This window comes from Pseudoalteromonas luteoviolacea CPMOR-1 (assembly GCF_001625685.1).
Classification (GTDB): domain Bacteria; phylum Pseudomonadota; class Gammaproteobacteria; order Enterobacterales; family Alteromonadaceae; genus Pseudoalteromonas; species Pseudoalteromonas luteoviolacea_K.
Window position 1 is genome coordinate 116,640 of record NZ_AUYC01000051.1, and the last position, 24,063, is coordinate 140,702.

Consider the following 24,063-nt stretch of genomic DNA (forward strand, 5'->3'; position numbering starts at 1 on the left):
ATTTTATTCCATTAGCCTTAACTACATTTTATTCATGTGTGTCAGTGTCAAAGTCTCGATTACAGTGACTGGTGCATTACCAAGAAGGCGTAAGTTGCCTTCCACTACCACTTGATCACCTTGTACCAACTGATGATCAGCAGCTAACGCTACAAAATTCCCTTGTTGAAATAGTGGTTCTACTGCAACAGGGACAGCTTGCTGCTCACTTTCCCCCTCACTTTGTGCTGTCACCACTTTATAAACCAACGTTCCCAAATGATTCTTAACAATTGCACTTTGAGGCACAAATAAAAGTGGCTGGCGCTCTCCGTAGCTCACCCAAGCCGTTAAATTCATACCAGGAAACACTTTCATCGCTTCTTTAGGTAAATCAGCAACCAAATAGAAAGCGCCTGAAGACTTATCAATATTTTGTACAACGCGCACTTGGTCAGATACATAGGTAAGCTCACCTAACCTTACTGTAATAGGCTGAGATTTAAGTTGCTCGATATGTGGTGAAAAACGCGCTGGCACTTCAATCCACGCTTCAAGTTGATTAGATGAATACATCGCAATTGCAGACTCTCCAATTGATAACCATTCACCAAGTTGCGCTGTCCGCTCTGTTACTCGACCATCAAATGGTGCTCGAATGACGCTGTCGAACAATCGAATTTCTAACAGCGCCAGTTCGCTCTCGTAAGACTCAAGAAGAGCTTTGGCTGCTTCATATTCTGTTTTTGAACTGGTCATTTTCGCAGCAGCATTGCGCAATACTTGCTGTGATACTGCGCCACCTACTTCTGTAGAGCGCAGAGCCTGATAATCACTTTCAACATCTGTCGATATAGTTTTATGCTGTAAAACGATATGCTTTTGTCTTTCCACTTCACTTTTTTGTTTTGCCAACAATGCCCGTAAACGAGCACTGTCCAAGCTCAATAAAGCATCTCCTTTTAAAACTTCATCTCCAGGGTTTACAGCCACTTCTGAAACTAAACCACTCTCTGCAGCAGCAAGGTTAGCGAACTCCTTTGCTCTAACATGGCCAACTGCTTTGTAACTCGGTGACGTAGAAAATTGATAAACTGCGTTGACTCTTACAATCTGATTTGCGCTTACAGACCAAGGCATTGCGAACAGCATCGCAACCATGCCAACAGCTATAAAACAATGAGAATACGATTTCACTTTACAACTAAGCATGCAATTCCTCTTTATCCAATAGGCTCATTTGGCCCATTTCCATTTTTATGATTGTGTCTGCAACATGAAAATAATGATCATCGTGTGAAATAACGATAACAAGCTTATTTTGACGCTTAAGCTCAGGCAAAATACCTTCATAAAAGACTTTTCTGAATTTCGGGTCTTGATCAGCAGCCCATTCATCAAATAAATAAACTGGTCGTTCATCTAGGTGACTCACTAGTAATGCAAGTCTTTTTCTCTGCCCAGTCGATAACTTGGTCGAAGAAACAACACCTGACTCGATAGAGACAATGCCCGTTAAGCTCAATGCCTCCAGATGGGAATCGATCTCAGCTCGCTTGCTATCAGCCTCAACCCCATAAATTTTTTGAAACAGGTGATAATCACAAAAGATCGCAGTGTAAAGTGCACTCAATTGTTCTGAATTCACTACATGCCCATCAACTGTAACCTGGCCTTTATCTGGTCTGTATAATCCAGTAATTATTTTTGCCAATGTAGACTTACCACTTCCATTACCACCCGTAATAAAAGTGACTTCCCCAGCTTTAAATTCAAAGTTTATTGGTCCAAGCATAAAGGATTGACGTTGGCCTGAACCATCATGTGATTGATAGCTATAAGTCACATCAGATAGGCGAATGCTATGCGCATTTTTCGATTTTTGAGCTAGTTGTTGTGGTACCTTACTTTCGAATTCATTAAGGTAATTGGAAAACTCAGTAGCTCGACCCCACGCGACTTTAATCTGCATAAGCTGCGGTATATTTTGCAAAATACCATTCACTGGACCTGTCATATATAAAAAGACCAGTACAAAAGTTGTGACATCTGCCGCAGATAAATTACTGAATAACACAGGGTAAATAAACGCCACAAAACCAACCACAACGGTGAACAGTAACTCACCCATGACTAAGACATTTACAAACTTTACGCCTGATTTGACATTGCTTTGTCTGTAATCCTGACAACTTATGTCCATATCTTTGCTAAAGGCATGACTTTTCTTCTCGTTAAGATTTAACTCCTTCAACCCAGAAATTAAGTCATTAATAAAATGAAAAAAGTGTTCTTGAATCGTTCTTGCTTTTTCGATGTAACCATTAACTCGCATACCTGCAATAAAAAACATCGTAATGGCAACCAATACCACCCCTAGGGCAAGCAGTAGACCGGTCAAGTTCACCGTTCCTAAATATATAAAACAGAAAAATAACGTGGTTGCAGAGGTAATAATTGAAATTAGAAAATGCGGAAACTGACTGATCAGCTCTGCGTCGTTATTCAATACCGTTTGAATCTTTTCTTTTTCAACCTGTTCCATTTTAAAATAAGGTGATCTGAGAATTTTATTCACCATCTTCATTCTCATTTCATAGACTGTTTTATGGGTGATATTAAGTACTTGCGTACGAACAATTTTTTGCCCTGCTACATACAAAATCATGCCGAAGAAGAAAATAATATAAGACTGGTTCGCCAGTGGATCATCCATATGAATTGCCATATTGATGGTAAAAATACACAATGTATTTCCAAGTCCACTTATTGCACCTAAAGTTGCATTTGCAAACACCTGCTTATCATCTTGTGCTCGCCACGACATGCTAAATATTAAATAGAGGATGAAACTAAAAGCAGATATTTGTAATGCGATTAAAGCAGGAACAAATGAGGCAGGAGCCCATACAGATACTACGTCCCACGTCACACCTGCAAAAAACAGCTGTGGAATGGTATACAAGCAAACTGCTAAACCAGCCATAAATACTGAGCTTAATAGCAATTTATTAAGCATACCTAACGGGCTACTAATAAACTGTCTTTGGCCTGTAACCGCTTGCTTAATCGCACCACCTAAAAACACCAAACAAATCAGAGTAAAGGGTAAGGTTACCGCCAACACGATTGTAGACACCGTATCCACGTTACGATATTGATCTGCCTCTAATGACTGAGGTTGCACACCCTCGAGTAGGCTATTAATGCCTCGTGCAATATCTTCTGTATTACTCGAATTAATGTTTGCTAATACCGCAATTGCACGACCTTTGTGTGGCTCAAACATAATAAATGAACCAAATGCAGGATTAGAACCGCTGTGCTCATAACGTCCAGCACCTGATTGGATTAACCACCAACCGGAAGCATAAGACCCACCAGTAGCCGAAGGTAGAACCTGTCTATTTGGCACTAAACTCGCTTCAAAACTAGCTTTCAGCAAAGGTGGAAGCTCTTTTTCGCCTGTAAGTAGTTCAAGCCATGTCGTAATATCACGAATATCACTGTTTAAATATGCAGCTGGCGCATTAGCCCGATAATAAGGGGCTTCATAAGGTTTCGCGGTGCCCAGATAAAAACTATGCCCTGAAGCAAGCTGTTCATCTGAAAAGTGCGTATTGGCAAGGCCAAGAGGCTTTAAGATTTGTGCTTCCACGTAACTTTCAAAACTTTGCGATGTCACTCGCTCAATAATCGCCCCTAACAGGTCGTAGTTAATTGTTGCGTACTCAAATCGAGATCCCGGTTGATACTTTAGTTCCATCCCTTTAACGTCTGTAACCAGAACAGATAACGCATCCGGTGAATCAGATACACGCAATATCGATAGCGTATCACTGCCAATACCAGAAGTATGGTAGAGCAAATCATGCACTGTCACCTTGACGTGCTGACCACCGTAGGTCAACAACATGTCATCTAGATATGTATCAATGCTATGTGCTAGCTCAATTTTACCCTGCTGTACCAAGTATTGAATAGCAAGCCCCGTAAAGGCCTTAGAGTTGGAAGCCAACTCAAATCGAGAATTTGCATCAAGTGGCTTACCAGTTTGTGAATTTGAAAAACCAACAACACCTTGATATATCAGCTGACTCCCATCAAGTACTACAGCGGCTACACCTGGAAGCCCTTGCTCCTCAGCTTGGTTTTTAATATAGATCCCGATTTCAGAAGCACTGTCATTCGTTTTAATTATTGTCTGAGGCAGTTCAACTTTATTTGTGTTTAAGTAATAAATTGCTCCCACAAGAAAAATGCATGTGAGCACAACTACTTTCATATATCTTCCAGCTAACATTCTAATCTCCTTCGCTAGCTTATTTAACCTTGATAGCCCATCAACTACTGCAGTAGCTCTTCTAAATCTGCCATATCTAAATCAACGGTAGAGAAGTCAGAAGGCGTAAATTCAACTTCATTTGAAGACATGCAACACTCCACAACCCGTTCAAGCTGCTGCAGATAATTGTCAACAAACGCTTGCATTTGATCGTGAGAGATTAGGGCATGGCTATAATTTATTTCGACTACAATTTGCGCATTTAACACCGCTATATTCATTTCAAGCGGTGCACTAAGGCTGTTGTTTGGATCTTGATACAACGCTAAATTGGTCAATTTGACCTGCGTCGTATCAAAGTTATCAGACATGTCACCCAAAAAATTAAAGCGCATTGTTTGAGCTGGTAATTTCGAATTGGTTGCCTGTAAATGACTCATAAATCCATAGCTTTCGCCATGATCAGGTATTGCTGCATATGCTTCTTTAACCTGCTTAATAGTGTCAGCCAAAGAGCCAAGGTTAAGTGGCAACTGCCACGGATAAATCGCAGTAAACCAGCCAATAACATCACTCAGAGCTAGCTCGTTGTGCCGCCTTCCATGGCTCTCTAATTCAATTGTGACAAAGTCACTTTGGCCGACTTCATTTAAAGAGAGCGATAACGCACTCAGCATCAATAACAGTGGTTCGGTACTAAATCTGCGATTTGCTTCGGAAAGTAACTGCAAACTTAGGTCACTAGGTAAGGTTTCTCTTATATTTGACAGTGTTGAAGCTGGCACTTTGCCCAACAACTTTGGATCAATTCGAAATAAGCTTGAGATGCTGCTAAATTGACTATGTGTATTTGTCCAGTAAGTATGTGCAATATCACTGACGGTATACTGGCTTTGAAACTCCGTTGCTTTTTTCAAGTTATAATGTGGAGGCTTTGATTCATAGCGCTCATTTCGAGTATATGCCTCGAGCGCCCGATTGATTTGAGAGACAAGCAGTCGCCATGACACCCCATCAACAACCAAATGATGGATGCACAATGTCAATTCGTTCGGCTGCCATCCAGCACTGCACAACACGCCGCGTGAAATATCTATATCACCGCTAAGCAAAGCGGGATCTGTCGTGTTTTTTAGCAACAAAGGTTTATATTGGGTATAACGGGGTAATTTGTGACCTGAGTCCCAAGCCAAACTCAACTCATCGTATTGCGACAACACAGCATTTAACAGTTGTTGCATGCACTCTTTTGTCATTGGCTGTTCCAAAGACAGAGTAGCAATATGGCAATAACCATTAGGGTTAACCAAGTTCAAATTGTTAAACCATGCCATCGCTGGGGTTGGTAACACTTCACCTTGCCTGTCTTCTGACTGCAAGGCTTCGCGCTTAGCAAGCAAGATACAATGACCTGTCATCGTGGCAAAATTTGAGCTGCTGAGGATACTCTTGACTTCTAGGCCTATGCCCTGTTCTTTCAATAAAGCAGAAAGCGAGATAGCTTTAATTGAATCTCCACCAGATAAGGTAAAATTATCACTTTCGGTGAGATTATCTCGACCTAAGATTTTACAAGCGGCTTCGATAAGAACGGTTAAAACTTCAACATCTGCATCAACGCTGACAGGGCTAGCAATTATTTCCTCAGGTTCAGGCAATTTGTCAGTATCGACCTTCCCATTTACCGTCAATGGTAGCGTTTGAAGCTCTACAAAAAATGACGGGACCATATAGGTGGGTAAACTACCTTCAACCCAAGTATGCCAATTGACCTTAACTTGCTCATCAAGCGCAAGGTAAGCACATAAAAACTTGGCATCGCCTCGCATTTTTACAACGACTTTAGCGTCTTTTACCTGTTTGTGAGCACGTAAACATTGCTCTACTTCACCGGCTTCTATTCGATAACCATTTAGCTTTATCTGGTGGTCTCGTCGTCCATAGAAGTGGATCACCTCCCCATCACTGCTTGCTATGTCACCAGTTTTATACAAACGGCCTTGCTCAAAAGGGTTTTTTATAAATGCGCGTTTCGTTAACTCAGGTGCATTTATATAGCCCTTAGCAACACCGGCGCCACCAATATATAATTCCCCTTTTTGGCCATCTAGGACTGGCTCTAAGTATTCATCTAAAATATAAATAGCAGTATTTGCAATCGGCAAACCAATTGCTACGTCACTCCCCTCTGCCTGACGCCCATCAAACAAGTACGTCATCGAGCCAACCACGGTCTCTGTAGGCCCATACTCGTTAAATATTCTAACTTTTGCCCCTATTTTCTGCTGCAGTTTATTTGCCGCATCAATACTTAGGCTTTCTCCACCTAAAACAAACGTATATAGCCTTGAGTCAGACTTAATGATCTGATTGAGTAAGCTAAGATGAGCAGGTGTAAGCTTAATCACATCACACACATTATCCATGACAATGTCATGCAGAATATTCTCTTCATCATTAGGCGGATAGACAACAACCTTAGCGCCTGTTATTAAGGGGCAATAGATAGATGTCACAGTGAGATCAAAGGCTGGTGAAGAATAAAACGCCATGGCGCTTTGATTACCTTGCAAATACGTCTTTGCAGCCCAGTTGGCATAGTTGGCAAACCCACCATGAGTCACATCAACCCCTTTGGGCTGCCCAGTAGAACCAGATGTAAAAATAATATATGCACTATCGTTTGGCTCAATACTTGGCCAACTAACTTGCTCATCATGCCCATCTGAATCAATAAATAAGCTCGCGACAGCGGTAGGAGTAACCTTGAGCGACAGGTGAGTAGGTTCATCACTCACAAATATCACACTCTTGGTTTGCTCCAGTACATAGTTCACTCTGGTGGCTGGTGTTGTAATATCAATCGGGCAGTATGCGGCACCTGTTTTTAAAATAGCTAACATGACTACCATGAGCTCCCAGCTAGGTGCCATGGAAATAGTTACAATATCTCCGGGGGCAACTCCCCTATGATTTAACTGCAACGCCACGGTGTTGACCTTGCTGACAAGTTCCGTATACGTTAACTGAAAACCTTTCTGCTCAATCGCTATACCCTGCGGAAACTGCTTACTAATGGCTTCTATTTGGCGAACAACATCTGTAAATGGCTGGGGATTTTCGTCAATCAAATTATAACGGGACAATAGCTGTTGCTTAGTTGCCCCATCCATACTTTGCAGTTTTGAAATACATAATGAACTGTCATCTTTTAGCTGCTGCAAAATATAAAACAGCTGTTTACTCATTTGTTCAATATCATGGGCACGGTAACATGAGCATTTATAATCAATATATAATTTACTCGGGGCTGTATCCGTCTTCGGCGTTAGAACCCATTGCAGATCATGGTCTTGTGCCCCGCTGAAGACTTCGAAGTTACGTGCTGGTACGTCACCATAATGCTCGACATTTTGTCCTTTGTAATAGTTAACGGACATATGATACAAACGCCGTTGCCCACTTTTGGCTAGCGCCAACTCCGAAACCAACTCTTCATACGGGTATTTCTGATGGCGATAATCGTGACGCAATGTCGAACTCACCATATCAATAAACTCAATCAGAGTAGATTGTTCATTAACCAAGAACCTGGAACACACTGTGCTCGTCAGCATCCCAAGCTGCTCTTTAGACTTTGCACATGTGCGATTAAAAACAGGTAACCCTAAAGTAAGATCCGCTTCCCTTGTACGTAGATACATTTGCAATAATGAAGTAGCAACAAGCAAAGTATTTTCTGTACAGCCATACGTTTGGCATAATTGCTCAAATAAAGCGTTTTGCTCGCAACTCAAAGAATGTACATATCGTTGTGAGCGAGCATCATCTCCCGCTGGAAATACACTTAAATCCGGTAATGAGTCAAACTTACTCTGCCAATATTGGGCATCTTTTCTATAACGCTTTGAATTAAAATATTTCTCTTCTTGCTGGAAAAGAAACTCAAAGTCTGTATCCACTGCATCAGTACAAGCAGTCACATCGCAATGATTATATGCGTCAGAGAGCTGGCGACTGATTTGTGCAAATGTCCACCCGTCGGCAATGAAATGGTGCAGTTTAATAAAGAACCCCTGCGTATTATCATTTCCCTTTAGCAATATAAACTCAAATAATGGCGCATTTTCAAACGGCATAACTGTCGCCATTTGTTGCGACGCCCAGTCTAATATTGCATTTTGAACATCTGGCTCTACAAAGTGCTGTACAGGCAACCTTTTCGACTCGATATCACAGAGCACTTGAACGTGCTCTCCCTGAATACAGCGGTACTGCATTCTAAGTATCGGGTTAGCGTTTAGAAGCTGAATAAAGCAGTGATTAAGTCTGTTAAAGTCAACTTCACCATCAAAAATGACGACGCCACCCAAGTTGTGCATAGGGCTATCCGGCATCATCAATTGTGAGTAGCAAACGCGCTTTTGAGCACTGAGCAATGAATACTTCTTAGTCATACTACACCCGGTTCATATCGTAGAAAAAATCGTCGATCTGAGTAGTTTCATCAGATTTTGCAGCCTCGCTATAAACTTTATAACCTACTGCAAGATCTAGTATCCCCATCCCAAATGGCGAAAATACGACCGGTTTATCTCTTGCTGGCGCAGCTTTACCTGCTAGAATTTCAGCTAAAGTGCCAGTGACAAAATCACGATTGCCGACTTTCTGCTCGGTAAGGTGTGGTGAAGTATTCGCTTTCATACAATGCTCCACATCATCAAACACATTATGAGAAGCAAGGATCACTTCAGGACTCAGATCCCGCAAAGAGACGTGTAACACGATGGGATTGTGAGAAAACGCACTTACATTGTGAATGTGTGGCTCTCCTGCTGATGTGGCAAATGTAACGATGTCACTTTGCTGGATTAATGCGTCGGCACTATTGGCTATCATAATCTCTGTATCTTTTAGCTGTGCAAAGTCCTTTTGTATTCGCGCTTTAAACTGCTCAGCATATGCTTCATTTGTATCGAACAAATGAAGATTTTCGATTTCCCAACCACACCCAGCGAAAAACGCAATAATATAGCGTGCAATAAGACCAGTACCGATCACTCCTAAGTTAGCAACTTTCTTTTGCTTGTTATTTAAATGATATGCTGCAGATACCGCAGACGCTGATGTTCTAGAAGCACTGATAATACTCGATTCCAGACAAGCAAAAGGATAACCAGTTTCTAGGTCATTCAAAATTAAAACGGCCGATGCTCTAGGGATACCTTGTTGAATATTTTTTGGAAAACTCGAAATCCACTTCATGCCGCTTACTTTTAATGCATCATCAATATATGCAGGCAAAGCAATTATCCGCGCTTCTGGTTTTTTCTCAAAACGTAAGAAATAGCTATCAGGGTTATGCGCGTTGCCAAGCTGATAAGCAAGGTAAGTTTTCTCAACGATATCAACTATTCCCTGATAGTTGGCACTTACAACGTCATTGACTGACTTGCCGCTAATCACTTCAAACTTCATAATCTAATTCCTTTATTTTCACATCATCGGAAGTATTTTTACTCTTGTAGGGGACGATCTCAGGTAGCGAGCTAAACCGTTCTGCAACCCATTGTGGGTTATATATAGATTTGAGGTACTTTTCGCCGCCATCAGGGGAGATCGCAACAACTGTGTCAGTTGCTTTTATTTTATCTGCGTAATGTCGAATGCCTGTTAAGACACTTCCCGTCGAGCCTCCAAACATAAACCCTTGTTTAGCCCAATAGTGACATTCAGCAATCGTATTTTGCTCAGCGACCAAGTGCACATGTTTAACCGCATCGTGGTCACAGATAGGCGGTACACGACTGGTGCCAATGCCCGGAATATGACGTATGCCTTTTGGGTGACCAAATGTAATCGAGCCTTTGGCATCAATCGCCACTATTCGTGTACTTGGAGAGTGCTCAGCAAAATACTTAATGCATCCCATTAACGTGCCAGTTGTACCAGCTCCTACAAACAACCAGTCAACCTTTTCAAAGGTTGAGAGTATTTCTGGTGCGGTATATTTGTAGTGTGCGTTTACATTGCTACTAGAGGCATATTGATTCGTCCACACTAAGTTAGGATTTTGCTGACATTTATCCTTTATCGTCGCCAAACGAGTCGCTAAAAAACCACCATTTGCGTCTCTATCTTTAACGACTATTAAATTAGCACCGGCGGCTAAAATCGCGGCTCTGGCTTGTTCAGTACAAGCCAGATCCGTCACACAAGTAAATTTATAGCCTCTAGAGGCACAAATTATCGCCAGTGCAACGCCCAAGTTACCTGATGATGATTCTATAATTTCAGAACCAGGCTTTAACTTGCCCTGTTGCTCTAATTCATCTATGAGTGTTAGGGCGGACTTCATTTTTATGGAGCCCGCAGCATTAAACCCTTCGTACTTTAAATGTACCTGAGCTGGGGCAATGCCAGACAGCTCTAAGTACAGATTATTTATGAGCAACTGTTCGGGTTTACTCACTCTTATCGAGTTAAGGCGACTCATAGCTTATTGCGCCATTTTTTCTTCCATCGCCCATCCACGTACTGCTCTGGGTCCATCAGGCGATGTACTTCTTGAACATGTGGAGGATAGAACATGGAATCATGATCCCCTGGCACTTCTATAAATGTTACTTTTTCAGTTGTCATTCTTTGCCAATCCTCCTGTGTTTTAAGCTCTTCAGGATTGCCTATCGCACTAAGGACGGTGATTGGGGTATCTAATAATCTGAATGACTTGCTCTTGTATGAAAGCAAATGTGACATATGTTTATATACTGTCGCTTTCCAATCCTTGAACTCCATCTCTTCATCATCGGCTCTTTGTGATCTATTAATGTTTTCATCTTTCATGTAATACATCACTTTATCGCGCGCCATCTCTAGCTTGTTTGCCCAGTTACCTGGTTTATGACGCTTAGACGCTTTCGTCATTTTCTTGATCAAAGGCTCAGGCCACTCAACTGGAATATCGAGTAACAGTAACTCTTGAACTTCTTTACCTAAATTCTCTAGTACACGCGCCATATCAAACGCAATATGCGTACCGGTACATAAACCACCGATGAGATAAGGCCCCTCTGGCTGAACTTTAAACATCTCATTAAGATACTCACCGATCACTTCAGGTAAGCTATCTGGTAGTACAGATTTATCAGTTAAACCGCGAGCTTGAATGCCATAAACCGTATGTGTTGGCTCAAGTAATTTGGCTAAAGTTCTATACGCGAAGATTGTTCCGTCACCAGCATGTATCAAGAATAGATTGTTTTTAGACGTCGAATTATTGAGCTTGATAGTACATCTCAAACCTTCGATCACTTCACGTTCTTGCTGCATTTCTTGACCCAGTTGCTGGATCGTACGGTGCTCAAAGATTGTATTGATGGTTGTTTGGATCCCGAGGTCAGATGATATCTTATTCACTAACTTGAGAACGGTTACTGAGTTACCACCAATATCAAAGAAGTCATCAGTAATACCAATTTCCGTGATATTCATTTCTAGAACATCGGCCCAAACTTCACGTAAATGAAACTCTAGCTCTTCTTCAGGTTCGACAATCTCCCCTCTGTTCTTTTGAGCTGCAAGTTTACTCAGTGCTTTTCGGTCTACTTTGCCATTTGCACTGAGTGGCAATTTGTCAAAATGATGAACCCGGCTTGGGTGCATATAATCTGGTAGTTCTTGCATTAAGAAACGCTTTAAACGTTCATTAAAACTCTCTTCACTACCGGCTTCAACTTGTTCAGAGTTATAGCAAACACATGCAACAAGCTGCAGGTTCTCTTCATGTCCCTCAGTTATCACACATACTTCTGTAACACCAGAAAAACGCCTGATAGCACTTTCGATATCACCTAATTCAATTCTAAATCCACGGACCTTAATTTGGTGATCGTTTCTACCAAAAAAGTCGATGCTGCCATCTGGGTTCCATGCCCCAACATCACCTGTCTTATATAGCCTTGGATGCTTATCTGACTCATCAATAAAAGCCTGTGCAGTTTTTTCTGGGTCATTGAGATAACCACGTCCGACACCGACACCAGATACACAAATCTCCCCTTTGACTCCAACAGGACATAGATTCATGTTGTCATCAACAATAATGACTTTCATATTGTTAACAGGCTTACCAATTGTGACTCGCTCACTGACAACCTTTTCCTTGATCATGGCATGGGTAATGTCATCTGATGCTTCTGTTGGGCCATATGCATTGACCACTGGAATTTGAGGGTACAGATCAAGCCATTCGTTTACGGCTGTTGGCTTTATCACCTCACCCGTCACCATCAAATATTGTAAGTGCTTGAGTTCTGCCTTTGTTTCTGTCAGTACTTCTTTGAGGACAGATAGATAGGAAGGAACGACTTCCAAGACACTTACTTCATCATCTATGACTCGCTGCATAAATTCTTGTGGCTTGAAAATCAATTCATTGTCATAAATTTTAACTGTTGCACCAAGCATTAACGGTGAAAAGTATTGCCATACCGAAATATCAAAAAATAGGGCAGCATTCTGTGCAATCACACTATTTTTATCCATGCCTAAATCATTGATTTTAGCTTGTGCGTGGTTAACCAGTCCTCGGTGCTCTATCATTACACCTTTGGGTACTCCTGTAGAGCCAGACGTGAAAATCACATACGCTAAGTTATGACCATTGAATTTATCAGCATATGGAGACGTAAAATTTGTCCCTGTATACTGTTTAACAACACTAAAATCATGTTGAGTTTTCTTTTTCGGTTTAACTGAAGAGACTGCCTCAGACTTATTAACGTGTAATATCGAATCAAAGCGGAATTTTGTAAACTCATTGGCGATAGTGTGGATCTTATCGTCACTTTCTACTTTGATGATTTCGTCAAACTCATGCTCCAAATCAGCGAAAAAGTCTTTTGATACAAATAACTCAGCGCGCCAATCAATCTTAGTTTTGACATCCTTACTTGGATGAGAGCGCTTGTATTCCATAAACTCAGTAAGCATCGCCTGCTTGCGATCTTGATCCATCACATCGCCGACAAAAATGATACCTTTATCACCCAATTTATTGATCACATTATTGATCACTTGGCGAAGGTAATTATGACCGTGGAAATCTTGTATAACGCTATTGATTATGACGACATCAAAGTCATCTTCATCAAGGTTTTTCACTTCATGTGCAGGCATCGCCGCCAGCTTGATATTGGTAATGCCCTCTTTTTCAATACGCTGGTTGTTACGCTCAATAATGACATCTGACAGATCAGTACCGACATATTGCCCTACTTCTTGCGCAATTCTGTACATCGTAAAACCGGTGGCACAGCCGATTTCAAGGACTTTGCTTGTCTTGGTTAAATATGGCGCTAACTTTTGGTAAGTATTGTCAACATATTCATCAATCTCTTCTTGCGGGATCAAGCCCCCATCATAGCTGGAGTACCAACCACCGCCTTCTATATCATTCGTCGCTTTTTCACCGATGTAATGCCAAAGCTGCTGACTCATCAGCTCTGACTGCTCAGCCTCTTCAATGCTATATATGCTGTCAGAATCTAAACAAATAAATGATTCAAATGTTTTGGCTTGCCACTGTACATTATTGAGCAATCGTATTTTATTGGACTCTGACAGCACTGTTTTCACTTCTGCGCTATCAAGAATCGTTGTGATGCGGTCTTCAGATAATTCACAATCTACTGGCACGTAAGCGCCACCAGCCTTTAGAATACCGAGCATGGCAGTAAAGCAGGTGATTGAGCGGTCCATCATCACAGCGACGCGTTCTTCAAATTGTAAGCCACGCTCTTTAATCAGATACTCTGCTATCTGATTTGATTTACGCTCTAATTCAGCATATGTGATACTTTGATCATTGTATTGCAGTGCCACTTTTTCAGGCGTTTTGCTCGCTATATCTGAGACCAATAGGCTCACATTTACACCATCAGCAAACTCACTCGGTGCGCGATTAAATTCATTCAATATTTGCTGTTCTGCCTGCTCATCACACAGTGAGATATCTTTGATTACTTGATCCGTATCCAACACGATGCGATTGAGTAGACCAAAATACACCTCAGCCAACTGAGCAATGAAATGTCGGCTATAGTGTGCTATGTCAAATTCAAACGTCGCAGAAAGCCCCTTAGATGTTCGCTTAGCTTTAATGACTAGCGCAAATGTTTTATCTGGCACACTGTTTGGGTTTTGAATATTCTCAAGGCATAGACAAGTATCCACAAGCTGAGGTAACTCAGTTACATCTCCGCTATTACTCTGTAAAAATGCATTGATCTCTTTGATGCTCAGGGTTTGGTTTTGCACCGCATCTAACTGCATATTTTGCGTTTGAACTAACAACTCACGAACATCATATGTCGTTTCTAATTCATTGCGGACCACTAACATACGTTCAGTAATATCAGTGGCATCATCCTTATACCCTGGGGTAGCGACTAACAGTGTTTTCAGGCCACTGTATTTATTAAGCAGTAACGACCAACCTGCCATCAGTAAAACATGCAGCGATTTATCAGAGGCTTTACTCAAATTCCATAAAGGATCAAATTTTACCAAATCCATCTCATAGCTAGCTTTATCTGCTCGTACATCTGTTGCTTTAAACTGGCCATGTTTGTCATTAGGTAGTCTAGAAGCCAGTGTTACTTGATTAAATACTGATTTCCAATAAACTTTTTGCCCCATTACTTGCTGAGAATTGGCAGTACTTTCAGCTCCTGGTGATGTTAAGGACATCCTTCCTCCTAAATTATTGTTATATTCTTAATTATTAACTTTAAAACTCGAATCCAAACTCTTCACTTGATACATGTGCTTTTCGTCGCAGTGTATCAAGCTGTTCAATTTTGCTCTGTGGTGACGCAATCGCTTGAATTGTTACTTGCTTAAATAGCATCAAGAATTGCGTAGCAGAAGCCTCATTGAATAAGTCCTTTGAGTACTCTAGCCTGACCTGCAACTCTCCTTGATATAAATACAAGTCAAATGTCAGGTCATATTTAGCTGTTTCAAATTCTGGTTCATACCCTTCGAAATGGACTCCTTCAATGTCAATATTGCGCTGTGTTTCATCCTCTGTTCTCATGGCGAAACACACATCGAATACAGGTTGACGCGCAGGATCTTTGACCAGCTTCAATTGCTCTACGATCTTTTCAAAAGGCATTTGTTGATTTTCAAAAGCTGCAAGGGTGTTTTCACGCACTGCGGCCACGAGTTCTTCAACCAACATCGAAGGCTTTACCGAATTTCTCAGAGCCAGCATATTGACGAACATACCCATCATATTTTGTAAATCACTGTGCTCGCGCCCAGCCACAGCCGTACCGACAATAATGTCTTCATCGTAGGTAAGTTTATGCAACAAGATATTTACACATGAAAGCATGGTCATAAATAAAGTGCACGATTGCTCCTGAGCAAATGATTGAATTTGAGAGGTAAGCTCTGAGTCGAAAATACTTAAAATGTGCGCGCCCGCGCCACTTTTGACTGCCGGGCGAGAATAATCAGCAGGTAGCTGTATGCTAGGCAAATTACCACCAAGCTGTTCAAGCCAATAAGTACTCTGCTCAGTCATACTTGGCTGCGCTAAACGCTTATTTAACCACCCGCTGTAGTCTTTATAATGCACAGCCAATGGTTGTAATTTCTCGCCTTCATATAACTTGGCAAACTCATGCACAAAGAGGTTCATTGTCACGCCATCAGAAATAATATGGTGCATATCTAACAACAACAACCAACGACCTTGGCCTTCATCATCTGTATCTAAAGAGATGATTTTTGCCCTCAGTAAAGGAGACTGAGCAAGGTCAAAAGGTTGAATAAATGTTTGGATCAAGGACTCAATATCACTGACTTCAGACATATGAGCCAGCTCAACATTAAAATGAACGTCACTAGATATTATTTGCTGGATCTCACCTTGAGAGTCTGATGTAAAGCTGGTTCTAAATACTTCATGACGCTGTACAATCTGCTGCAATGCAGATTGTGCCTTGTTTAGATCAAACTGACCTGACACTTTAATCGCAAAAGGAACGTTATAAGCCAAGGAGCGCTGATCCATAGATGCCACCATAAACATTGACTTTTGGCTAGGCGAAACTGGATAAAATGCGCTATCCGACAATGGTAAAATCTTCAAATGCTGGCTTGTCTCTTGCGCTTCAATTACTGCTACTTGCTGACTTAACTCAGCATTTTGGAATACGTCCGCAATTGAAATTACCGTGTTATATACTTTTTCAACTTCGGCAACGAGTCGCACAGCGAATATAGAGTCGCCGCCCAATGCAAAGAAGTTACTGTGGCTTTCAAAGTGAGTTAATGGCAGATTCAATAAACCAGACCACAATGTTGCAAGCTTGGTTTCTGCAGGTGTAAGAGTAGATAACTCTTCGCCTTCTGCCGAAATAGCATTCTTAACTGCCATTCCAGCCAACGTTTTGTGATCAACTTTACCATTTGCAGTCAATGGGATATGAGACACCAAATGGATATGTTGAGGCACCATATAATGGGGCAACTGCTCACTTAGATGCGATTGAAGTGCCGTCTTTAATGATACCGCTGACGGGTTGCCTGACACGATGAATGCCACTAACCAATTGCGGCCATGAAGTGCAAATGTCGTGACCACAGCATCCACAATCTCTGGATGCGTTTTACAATGCGCCTCTATTTCACCCAATTCGATGCGATAACCCTGCACTTTAACCTGGTGATCAACACGACCTAAAAACTCAATATTACCATCTGGTAATAAGCGCCCTCGATCACCGGTTTTGTATAGTCTCAGTCCAGATTTAGGATGCTTGAAAAATGCATTATCCGTTTTTTCAATGTCGTCCCAATAGCCTCTGGCAAGACCAACACCACCTATATAAAGGTCGCCAATAGACCAGATCGGTGCTGGCTCTAACGATTTATCCAGTACATAAAAAGATTGATTGGCTAAAGCTTTTCCGTATGGCACGGATTTCCAGTGCGCATGCACTTCATCAATGTCGTAATAAATTGACCAAATTGATGCTTCCGTCGCACCGCCCAAACTTGTAATTTTTACCTCAGGGGCGATACACCTAATTTTGTTAGGTAAGTCTAGCGGGATCCAATCTCCGCTCATAAGTACCTGGCGTATTGGTAACAGGTCTTTACTGTCCTTCATTTGCTCGGTCAGCATCACCATCAATGCAGGCACTGTATTCCAAATTGTAACTTGATGATTTTTAATGTACCTCAGCCAACTAGCAGGGTCTCTAACTTCACTCTGCTTCGGTAACACTAATGCACCGCCTTGACCCAGCACGCCAAAAATATCATATACAGACAAGTCAAAGTTTAAATTCGACAGCGCAAACACTGTGTCTTGTGCTGTTACTTGGAAACGCTGGTTTATATCAATACAAGTATTGTTGGCTGCAGCATGTTCGATCATCACGCCTTTTGGCGCACCTGTTGAACCCGATGTGAAAATCACATAGGCCAAATCCGATAGCGTTGCGGCACATTCTAATTGATAAGCTTCGTCAGGTAGTTGCAGGTCAGCCATATGTTCAACGATATGAAGATGCATCGAATCTGGCAATAAATGCGCGCTGCGCTCAGTTGTGACAACATGTGTCACACGACCAGACTCTAATAACAATTCAATACGGCTTTGTGGCAAGCTTGCATCAATAGGTAAATAGGCAGCGCCACTACGACAAATACCAATTGATGCAACAACTTGTTGCCAACACTTATCCATCACAATAGCGACAAGCTCACCTGGTTTCACCGACTTGTGTTGTAATTGCCATGCTAGAGCAGTTGTATAATGCCAAAGTGCCCGATAAGTTAATGTCTTATCATCTGAGTAAATAGCAACCGCATCACCCCGTTGCTGCATTTGACGCTCTACTGCACTATGAAGATAATCTTGAGCAATTGGCGTTTGTGTCTCGTTCGTAGACTCAATTAACTGCATTTGCTGTTCTGGCAGAGGCGCAGGTAATATCGACTCCCAAATCTCACTACTTTCTGTTAACGCAACTAATAAGCGGTCTAAGGACTGGGCAATATCAGAAATCATCCCCTCTGGAAATAATTCATCAACATGATCCCAAGCACAGTGCAGTTCACCTTGAAGCTCGTTCACTTTAACATCTAACCAAACTTGAGATGTTTGAGTGATGGCAAAGTCATCTTTTGAACTTCCGAATGTTTCTTCTGCAATAGCCAGCTGAAGCGTATCTTCTTTCGAAGTATTCGTGTCGCTCTGTTCCTCTAAACCAATCGTACTGGTTACGACAACAGGGAAATTCTGTAGTTGACCAAGATGACTCGATAACGCTTTTTGCATATCAATGCCACCAAAGTGCCTATGGTCAAGATCTTCCCATAACTGTTTTTGAATCCCTTTCACTTGCGTTGCAAAATCCACACTTGGATCGGTTAAATCAACCTCTAATAAAGAAAGAGTTGTGAAATCACCTATGATTTTATTTACCTCTGGGTGCAGAGGCAGGCGATTAAATAAAGTCAAATTAAGCGCAAAATGTTTACTCTCACACCAATGTGAAAGTACCCAAGAAAATGCACCTAAAAACAAACCAGCTGGTGTGATCTGACGCTCCCCTGCAAGCTGCTTCAACTGCTGCCATTGTTCCTTGGTTAGCGAATGCTTAACCCGAGAAAAATGAGGCTGTGAAATAGAATCAGGCTCCATACTTGTCGGCAATAAAGGACGTTCAGGGAATGATTCGACACGAGACTGCCAATAGTCTTGAGACTTTTTAAATATAGGGCTCTCACGAAGCGCATACGATGCAACGACATAATCACGGAACGTGAAGTTTAAAGGTGCTAAGGACAAATCAGGATTGCAATATAATGCGAACAATTCATCAAACAGAATGACCGAGCTAGAACCATCTACAATCAGTGCGTCAGAGCTAAAATGAATGACAGAATCTTGATCATTGAGGTGTGTGATACGAATATCGAATAATGGCCACTCTCGGCCGCTATATACTGCGTGAGAAATTTCTTCCCTGACAGCCAACTGTCCAGCATTGGCCGACTCTTCGTCACTATACTGATATACCTTAAATTGATAATCAGGAGTCTGCTCTAAAACTCGTTGCGTACCATCCTCATTTACTATCATTCGCAGCATATCATGGCGCTTTATTAAAGCATTCCAAGCAGCTTCTAATCGCGCCACATCGAGATTTTTTGCAAATTTCTCAAAGTACCCATGTGTTCCTACATTTCCCATTTCAAAGTCGTCTCGACGACCTACCCAATATGCTCTTTGAATATCATTGAGTTCAAATGGGGCATAACGATTGACGAGGTCTGGCGTGACCTTAGGCAATTCGTATTTCTGCTCTGATATCGAATCAATATGTTGCGCTAGATTTATTATCCCTACATGTTCAAAAAGGGCGCTAATACGAACCGATTTACCAAAATGATTAGCTATCTCATTAGATAAGCGCACAGCCAGTAATGAATGGCCTCCAAGTTCAAAAAAGTCGTCATCACAACTGATAGCTGCTTGCTCAAATCCTAATACTTCACTCCAAATCTCTAATAATACTTGCTCAGAATTGTTTTGAGGTGCAACGATGGTTCTTTCATCACCATCAGATGCTTTGTCTTTGAGCGCTGCCTTATCCACTTTTCCGTGATTATTTAATGGAATATCGTCCACTAGATGAATACGAGTAGGCACCATATAACTCGGTAATGAGTTAGTTAAATATTTGCGAATTTTCGCTACCGATACGTGAGACTCTGGAAATTCAACCACTTCTGATTGATTAAACTTTTGATAAAAAGTATTACCGTTAAACTCACCCGAGTTATGAGTAGAATTAATACTGAAACGTTGTAATTCAACACCTAAACGCTCAAGTGTGAGATTAAGAACATAATTGTGGCCAAGGCCTTCACTTACTGGTTGACGTACCACTTCACCTGAAATCACATCGCCAACATTAACCTCAACACCGACAAGGTCTAGCGGGAAATAGTTAGGTAAAAAGGAGCTATTTTTATCTGCGAATACATCTAAAGTGATATCATCATCTAAGTGAATATTAACCCAAGCTACAAATCCAGTGAGACGCCCACCTTTTGTGACGCTCATCTGCATTCTTTGAGTGCTATTAGCTTCAAATTCCTCAGTAAAATCCAACTCTTCAAATGTAGCTACCTCTGAAATCAGGTGAGACTGTGTGATGTGATCAGCACATAATCGCAAGTCAAACTCACTACCACATTGACGATAAATCTCATCTTTATATTCAGTACCAATTTGATTGAACCCAAATACACATTGAGACTCAGAGAGTGAAACAGCAGCCATCTTCGTCACACACTTTTTAGGAAGCATGTTTTCAGGGCTCGAGAGCCTTGGACGTACGCTATTTAATATATCGCCCGCCCCTTCAGAACTGCCGATAGTGCCAATTAATTCCGAAATACAAAACTCTGGCTGCTCAGGTAATTCAACTGTCTGGATATCGCCAAGTAACACTTCTACTTGATCGGCCAATGCGAGCTCTTGCACTTTGGCCAGCGCTTGTTCGTAAGCCACCGGATTAATCTCTACAGCAATGACTTTTTTAGCGCCAGCTTTAAGTGCCATTTGAGTTAACACAAGCTCAGCACCAGGACCCACTTCAAGTACAACCTTTCCTTTCAATACTTTATTCATAGCCTCTTGAAAGCAGGTATTTCGACGAGTATCTCTGAGCATCGCGGTGTAATGCGCCTGATCAAATAGAAAATGATCGCCTGAAGGAGGGTAAAAAGTGACCTTTTCTTGTTGATTTTCGGCAACTACATAAGCTTCTAAATGTTTCTCAGTCCCCTTATCTGCGATTAATAACGCCGCAGATTGTACTTCCTCTAATTCTGTAATCTTATTTTGAATTTCACCTAACTCAACACGATAACCACGAATTTTTATCTGATCATCAACTCGACCAACAAATTGTAATTGCCCATCATCTAAGTATCTAACTAAGTCGCCTGTTCGGTATATACGAGAATTTGTTGAGTTAGTGAATGGATTTTCAATGAACTTTTGTGCGGTCATTGCATCATTGTTGTGATAGCCCCTAGCTAAGTTATCTCCACCGACCCAAAGCTCACCTACTGAGCCTATCGGCGCTAAATTGCCGGAATAGTCAACAATATAAAGCTGTGTGTTCGCTATCGCATGGCCTATTGAGTCACAATTATCTAATGTTAACTTTGCAACACTTGACCAAACCGTCGTTTCTGTTGGTCCATATTCATTGACTAACTCTACTTCTTGAGGTTGTAATTCAGACCAGCGAGTAAACTTCTCAACCAATTGTTTACTGAATGCCTCACCGGCAATCACAATTGTATTAAGGTAAGGTAATTGTGTGGTGCCAAGCATATCCAACAAGACGTCTAATAGTGTTGGCGTGGTTTCCAAAAATGTAATCGCTTTTTCTGACAGTTGCTGGATTAAATTTTCCGCACTATTGGTCAGTAAGTCATCACCAATACAAAGCTGCCCACCATGGCAAAGCGTATAAAAGATCCCCGCCACAGAACTGTCAAAAGCCACTGAATGTAATAACAAGAAACGCTCAGGAAAAACGAAAACTGGTGTTCGGGCTAACGTCGAATTGAGTAAAGAAGCATGCTCTACTTCTACGCCTTTAGGTTTACCAGTAGAACCTGAAGTATAAATAATATACGCCAAATTTTGAGCATCAACATTGTCTACTTGTGGCTTGGCCTTTGAAGCAGATTGAAAATCGTCAGTACCTAATAAACCTTTTAAGACGATGCAAGCGTTATTACATAATTCACGTATTTTATCTTGATGTTCATCCACCAATACTTGAGAGGCACCTGAGTCTTCTAGAATATATTTAATGCGCTGCTCTGGATATTTGGGATCAATTGGCACGTAGGCGGCGCCAGATTTTAACACGCCAATTATTGCAACTATCATCACCAAAGATCGATCAAAGCATACGGCGACTGGCTGTGAGGACGTGACCCCTTGTGATACAAGGTAGTTGGCCAATTGATTCGCGGCTTCATCTAGCTCACGATAAGTCAAGTGGTTAGAGCCATAGCTCAACGCAACGGCATCTGGCGTTGCTATCGCTTTCTGTTCGATTAAGTGCTGTATTTGCGATACATCAGGTAAAGCCATGAATGTATCATTGCGTGTTGTAACTAGCTCATGTACTTCATCACTGCTCAGCATTGGCAGGGCACTGAGTTCAGCATCTGGTCGCGCGATCATTTCTGAGACCAAGCGTTCAAGATGCATATTCAAAGTATCAATATATGATCTATCGAATAGACTTTCGTCATAAAGCCACTGCCATTTTAATCTTCCCTGATCGAACTCGGCTGTTATATCCAAATCAAATAGATCAACCATTTCGTCACTTTCAACTCGCTCGATAGATACGCCTGAAAGGCTGGCATCACTACTTTCATTGGTGTCCATCGTGAACATTATCTGAAATACAGGTGCATGCTGAGGTGTTCTAGGTACCTTCAAATGATCAACGACTTCACTAAATGGCACGTCTTGATTAGCTTGTGCATCCAAATTTACCTGTCGGATATGGTTTAGATAATCATTAAGTGATGCATGCTGAGTATTGGCCCTAAGTACCAAGGTATTTGTGAAAGCACCAATTAAAGGTTCCAACTCTGCTTGTGGACGGTTAGCTACAGCTGTACCAATTAATATATCTGTGCTGTTGGAATGACGAGATAAAACTAAAGACAGTGCGCCATGCAGCATCATAAATGCCGTGAGTTTTAAATCAGTTGCACTTTGTTGAATTTTGCTGGTAAGTTCTTTGTCGTAATAGTGAGTAACAACCTTATTGAGCCCCGCATTTGCACTTGGCCTGTCCTTTTGTAAAGGCAAACTATGTAAAGTCGGCGCATCCGCTAGCTGCTTCGACCAATAACCTAACTGAACATCAAAAACCTCACCACTTAGCTGCTCTCTTTGCCAAGAAGCGTAATCAACATACTGGATTGGTAATTGCGCTAATTCTTCAACTTTTCCAGACGAAATTTGTTGATAATAGTGAATGAACTCATTAAGCCAAATGCGCTGTGACCAACCATCAGATGCAATGTGATGCATAGTAAATTGAAGTATTACGCTATCTTGTAGTTCAATGCATAACGCTCGAACCAATAACCCCCTAGATAAATCAAACAATGCGACCTTGTCGGCTTCAATTAACTCATGCACTTCGCGAGCATTTGAAGTCAAATGTTTTAAACTTACTTGCTGTAGTGAAAAGTCAACATCTGTGCAAACTTGCTGAACAAGCGTGTCATCTTGCATCTCATATCGTGTACGAAGCACCTCATGGCGCTCTATGACTTTTTGAATAGCCGCTTCAGCAATCGACAAGTTAAATTGCCCAGTAATTTCAAGCGTAAATGGCATATTCTCACTTGCGCTGCCATGATTCACCTGCTCAAGTAACCAAGAGCGCTGCTGCGAAAAAGAAACTGGTAACCAATCCATTGGCTCCCTGTCTATAGGCGCAATACGCTCTGCTGCTGACAAAGTAGCACCAGCCTGATCGAGCTGTGATAGCAAGCTCACCAATGACGCTTTATGCTGCTTTAGTTGTGCCAATAAATCAGGTGTTAAAACGCCTTCAGGGGCTTTTAGTTTCATTTTCCCATCAACGACACTGATGGCAACATTCTTCTCATATAAGCTGGCTAATAAGTTTTCAACAACACTCATT

General features: G+C 41.5%; 7 protein-coding genes. All 7 read right to left on the bottom strand.

What is annotated here, in order from left to right; all coding sequences use genetic code 11:
• Nucleotides 1-21 precede the first annotated feature (21 nt).
• Genes N473_RS20390 through N473_RS20420 form a run of 7 tightly spaced genes read right to left on the bottom strand, consistent with a single transcriptional unit; the run spans nt 22 to nt 24,062 of the window.
• The gene (locus N473_RS20390) at nt 22-1,191 is read right to left on the bottom strand and encodes an efflux RND transporter periplasmic adaptor subunit (protein WP_063369523.1); all 1,170 of its coding nucleotides are present in this window, start codon (nt 1,189-1,191) and stop codon (nt 22-24) included.
• Entirely contained in the window at nt 1,184-4,282 is a 3,099-nt protein-coding gene (locus N473_RS20395; RefSeq protein ID WP_081221312.1) for a cyclic peptide export ABC transporter, read from the bottom strand. Before N473_RS20395 ends, N473_RS20390 begins: the two co-directional genes overlap by 8 nt.
• Before the next feature lie 44 nt (nt 4,283-4,326).
• Complete coding sequence (locus N473_RS20400; protein ID WP_063369524.1) at nt 4,327-8,721, bottom strand: non-ribosomal peptide synthetase; 4,395 nt, start codon at nt 8,719-8,721, stop codon at nt 4,327-4,329.
• Between the two features lies 1 nt (nt 8,722).
• Entirely contained in the window at nt 8,723-9,742 is a 1,020-nt protein-coding gene (gene sbnB, locus N473_RS20405; RefSeq protein WP_063369525.1) for a 2,3-diaminopropionate biosynthesis protein SbnB, read from the bottom strand.
• Entirely contained in the window at nt 9,732-10,760 is a 1,029-nt protein-coding gene (sbnA, locus tag N473_RS20410) for a 2,3-diaminopropionate biosynthesis protein SbnA (RefSeq protein WP_063369526.1), read from the bottom strand. The genes sbnB and sbnA overlap by 11 nt, the downstream gene beginning before the upstream one ends.
• Entirely contained in the window at nt 10,757-15,016 is a 4,260-nt protein-coding gene (locus tag N473_RS20415; RefSeq protein WP_063369527.1) for a non-ribosomal peptide synthetase, read from the bottom strand. The genes sbnA and N473_RS20415 overlap by 4 nt, the downstream gene beginning before the upstream one ends.
• 40 nt (nt 15,017-15,056) lie before the next feature.
• On the bottom strand, nt 15,057-24,062 hold the full coding sequence (locus N473_RS20420) for a non-ribosomal peptide synthetase (protein ID WP_063369528.1): 9,006 nt from the start codon (nt 24,060-24,062) through the stop codon (nt 15,057-15,059).
• Between the last annotated feature and the right edge of the window lies 1 nt (nt 24,063).